The 3,941-nt window shown below is 71.2% G+C and carries 5 protein-coding genes; 4 read left to right on the forward strand and 1 reads right to left on the reverse strand.

All coding sequences use genetic code 11. The features are described 5' to 3' along the window. Positions 1 to 135 precede the first annotated feature (135 nt). Together G5C51_RS40415 and G5C51_RS40420 are read left to right on the forward strand one after the other, a co-directional pair. The gene (locus G5C51_RS40415) at positions 136 to 438 is read left to right on the forward strand and encodes a type II toxin-antitoxin system Phd/YefM family antitoxin (protein ID WP_165245687.1); all 303 of its coding nucleotides are present in this window, start codon (positions 136 to 138) and stop codon (positions 436 to 438) included. Then, a complete protein-coding gene (locus tag G5C51_RS40420) occupies positions 435 to 836 on the forward strand; it encodes a type II toxin-antitoxin system VapC family toxin (RefSeq protein ID WP_165245689.1) in 402 nt (133 codons plus the stop codon). The genes G5C51_RS40415 and G5C51_RS40420 overlap by 4 nt, the downstream gene beginning before the upstream one ends. Positions 837 to 855: 19 nt before the next feature. On the opposite strand, the gene G5C51_RS40425 is transcribed toward G5C51_RS40420, so the two are convergent. Next, positions 856 to 1,815 (reverse strand): DMT family transporter, encoded by a 960-nt coding sequence (locus G5C51_RS40425; RefSeq protein ID WP_165245691.1) that lies wholly within the window; start codon positions 1,813 to 1,815, stop codon positions 856 to 858. Positions 1,816 to 1,873: 58 nt separating this feature from the next. On the opposite strand from G5C51_RS40425, the gene G5C51_RS40430 reads away from it, so the two are divergent. Both G5C51_RS40430 and pepN read left to right on the forward strand, forming a co-directional pair. Continuing rightward, positions 1,874 to 2,245 (forward strand): chorismate mutase, encoded by a 372-nt coding sequence (locus G5C51_RS40430; RefSeq protein ID WP_165245693.1) that lies wholly within the window; start codon positions 1,874 to 1,876, stop codon positions 2,243 to 2,245. A 57-nt stretch (positions 2,246 to 2,302) separates the two neighbouring features. Further along, positions 2,303 to 3,941, forward strand: a 1,639-nt coding sequence (gene pepN, locus G5C51_RS40435) for an aminopeptidase N (RefSeq protein ID WP_165245695.1), incomplete at its 3' end; no start/stop codon positions are given.

Genomic DNA, 3,941 nt, shown 5'->3' on the forward strand with positions numbered 1-3,941 from the left:
CGGGGTAGTACCGCGGGGGGACGGGCCGTGGTCCGCGAGCGGCAGTTCAGGGCGGGAAACGTCCGCGTACTTCGTTCAGGCGATAGCGCCGCACGATGGTGGAATCGCCGCACGCCAGCGGCTTAGGCTGGCGACATGACCCAGAGAGTCCCGATCCGCCAGCTACAGCAGCATGCGAGTGAACTGATTGATCGCGTCGCGGCCGGGGAGCGGGTGGAGATCACGCGCAACGGCAGGCTCATCGCCGTGCTGGCGCCGCCGGACCCCGAGCAGCGGGTCATGGAGGACCTGGTGCGCACGGGCAGCGTGGATCCGGATAACGCCAGGGATTCCCGCGGGCTTGCCGACTGGGAGCCGCAGCCGGCCCGCGGTGAGCGGCGGACTGCCCGACGGCTGTCGGACGTGCTGCTCGAGTTGCGCGAGGAAGAAGACCGTTGATCTACCTCGACTCGTGCGCCTTGGTCAAGCTCCTCGTTCCGGAGGCGGAAACGACCGCGCTGCGCACCTTCCTCAGTGCCCGCGCCGCCGAGGGGCACGCCACGTCCGCCCTCGCCCAGACCGAGGTCGCCCGGACGCTGATCCGGGCCGACGCAGATCCGGAAGTGGCGGACGCGGCGGAGGACTTGCTTGATCGGGTGCTGCGGATCCGGGTGACGGACCCGATTCTGCGAGCCGCGGGCATGTTCCCCATACGCCGTTTGCGGACGCTGGATGCGATCCACCTGGCCAGCGCGGAACATCTGGAGCAGGCGCTGACCGCGTTCGTCACGTACGACAAGCGGCTGGCCGCGGCCGCCGATGCGCGGGGACTTCCGGTGGCAGCTCCCGGAGCGTGATCTCAGGGCGAGGCCGGGGTCAACGTGGCTCGGGTGCGCCCTCCGGATCGGTCGTGGCTCGTGCCGCAGTGGGCTCCGCGGCTGTCCCGCCCGGCTTGGCCGAGCGCTTGCGGCGTGAGACCGCCACGCCCGCCAGGCACAGGGCGCCGCCGAGCAGCGTGAGCCAGCCGGGGACCTCGCCGAGGGCCAGCCAGGACATCAGGACCACCAGGGCCGGGACGGCGTACGTCGTGGCGCCCATCCGGCCCGCGGTCGTGCGGGCCAAGGCGTAGGCCCAGGTGGTGAAGGCCAGGGCGGTCGGGAAGATGCCCAGGTAGATCATGTTGAGGGTGGCGGAGAGTGGGGCGTCGGCCGCGTCGTTGATCAGCTGGCCCGTGAAGGGCAGGCAGAGGACCGCGCCTGTTATGCAGCCGAAGGCCGTCGCCTGCAGCGGTGACGCGTGGCGCAGCGCGGGCTTCTGGCTCACCACGCCCGCGGCGTACGTGGCGGCGGCGATCAGGCAGAGCACCACGCCGAACAGCGAGGACGAGCCGCCGTCGGACATCGAGATGCCCACGACCACCGCGCCCGCGAAGGAGACCGCCATCCCGGCCATCAGCCCGGGCGGGAAGCCCTCCTTGAGAATCCAGCCGCTCAGCAGCGCGATCAGGATCGGGCCGACATTGACCACCAGCGCCGCCGTGCCGGCGTCGACCTTCTGCTCGCCCCAGTTCAGCGCGACCATGTACACCCCGAACCACAGCGCACCGGACACCGCGATCCCCGGCCACGCCGCCCGCGGCGGCAGCCCCTCGCGCCGCAGCACCAGGATCAGCGCCAGCGCCAGCGCGCCGGACGCCAGCCGGCCGAGCGCCAGCGCGCCCGGCCCGTAATGCTCGGCGGCGGAACGGATCGAGACGAATGCCGACGCCCACAGCACGACCGTGACCCCGGCGGCGGCAAGCGCCCGCCGGTCCGTGCCAACCCCACTTGCGATCATGCCGGGAACGCTATCCGACCCCACTGACAGCGCCCACCGCTTTGTTACGGTGACCGGCATGACCGAACCCGCCGCCACCCGCGACGACGCCTCCTACTCCAAGTCGCCGGACGCCGTCCGCGCCGAGCTCGGCCGCCTCCGCGACAGCATCGACAACATCGACGCCGCCGTCGTCCACATGCTGGCCGAGCGCTTCAAGTGCACCCAGCAGGTCGGCCGCCTCAAGGCCGAACACCATCTGCCGCCGGCGGACCCCAACCGCGAGGCCCGCCAGATCACCCGGCTCCGCGAGCTGGCGGTGAACGCCAAGCTCGACCCGGCCTTCGCCGAGAAGCTGCTGAACTTCATCATCGCCGAGGTGATCCGCCACCACGAGCAGATCGCCGACGGCACCGACCCGACCCCGGGAAACGGCGCGGCGGGCCGCTGAGCGGCACCGCACGGGATGTTCTGCGCCCCGCCGTACCCATGAGGCACCATGGCCTCCATGCCCGCACTCACCCGCGCAGAGGCGCAGCTCAGAGCACGGATTCTCGAGGTCGGACGGTACGACGTCGAGCTCGACCTCACTCGCGGTGAGGAGGTCTTCGGGTCCACCGTCGTCATCCGGTTCGCCGCCCGCGAGGCCGCCGAGACGTTCCTGGAGCTGAAGCCCGCCGCCCTGCGCCGGGTCGTCCTCGACGGTGCGGAGCTGGACCCGGCCTCCCTCGACGGCAACCGGCTGCCGCTCACCCTCGCCGCCGGCGCGCACGAGCTGCGGGTCGAGGCCGATATGGCGTATTCCAGGACCGGGGAGGGGATGCACCGCTTCACGGACCCGGCGGACGGCGAGACGTATCTCTACACCCAGCTCTTCCTCGATGACGTGCAGCGCGTCTTCGCCGCCTTCGACCAGCCGGACCTGAAGGCCGAGTTCGCGGTCTCCGTCATCGCCCCCGCCGGCTGGACCGTCCTCGGCAACGGCGTCGCCACCGACCACGGCACCCTCGACAACAGGCGCCGCTGGACCATCGCCACCACCCCGCCCATCTCCACCTACCTCGTCGCCGTCGCCGCCGGCCCCTGGCACTCGATCGCCGACGAGCACGCGGGCATCCCGTTCGGCCTGCACTGCCGCCGCTCCCTCGCGCAGCACCTCGACGCCGACGCGGACGAACTCCTCGACATCACCAAGCGGTGCTTCGACCGCTACCACGAGAAGTTCACCGAGCCGTACCCCTTCGACTCGTACGACCAGGCCTTCGTGCCCGAGTTCAACGCGGGCGCCATGGAGAACCCCGGCCTCGTCACCTTCCGCGACGAGTACATCTTCCGCTCCGCCGTCACCGACACCGAGCGGCAGACCCGGGCGGTCACACTGGCGCACGAGATGGCGCACATGTGGTTCGGCGACCTCGTCACCCTCCGCTGGTGGGACGACATCTGGCTGAACGAGTCCTTCGCCGAATACCTCGGCTGCCAGATCGTCACCGAGTGCACCCGCTTCGACGGCGTCTGGACCGACTTCGCCATCGCCCGCAAGGGCTGGGGTTACGACGCCGACCAGCGCCCCTCCACCCACCCCGTCGCACCCGACGCCGTCCCGGACACCGCCTCCGCGCTGCTGAACTTCGACGGCATCTCATACGCGAAGGGCGCCTCCGCGCTCCGCCAGCTCGTCGCCTGGCTCGGCGAGGACGCCTTCTTCGCCGGGATCAACGACCACTTCACCAAGCACAAGTTCGGCAACGCCACCCTCGCCGACTTCATCGACTCCCTCGCCGCCGCCTCGGGCCGGGACGTGCCGGGCTGGGCCGACGCCTGGCTGCGTACGACCGGCGTGGACACCCTGAGCCCGGTCGTCCGCACCCACCAGGACGACGGCAGCTGGACGCTGTCCGTACGCCGGGAGGGCAGCCGGCCGCACACCTTCACCATCGGCTTCTACGGCCCTGTCCCGGACAGTCCGGGACAGCTGCGGCGCACCGGCGCGATGCGGCCGAGCGTCGGCGACGACGGCAGCGACGAGCTCACCGACGTCGCCCCGCGCCCCGCCCTCTTCCTCCTCAACGACGCGGACCTCACCTACGCCAAGATCCGCTTCGACCAGCAGTCCTGGGACACCCTCGCCGGCTCCCTCTCCACCC

The organism is Streptomyces coryli (assembly GCF_011044975.1).
Lineage (GTDB): Bacteria > Actinomycetota > Actinomycetes > Streptomycetales > Streptomycetaceae > Streptomyces > Streptomyces coryli.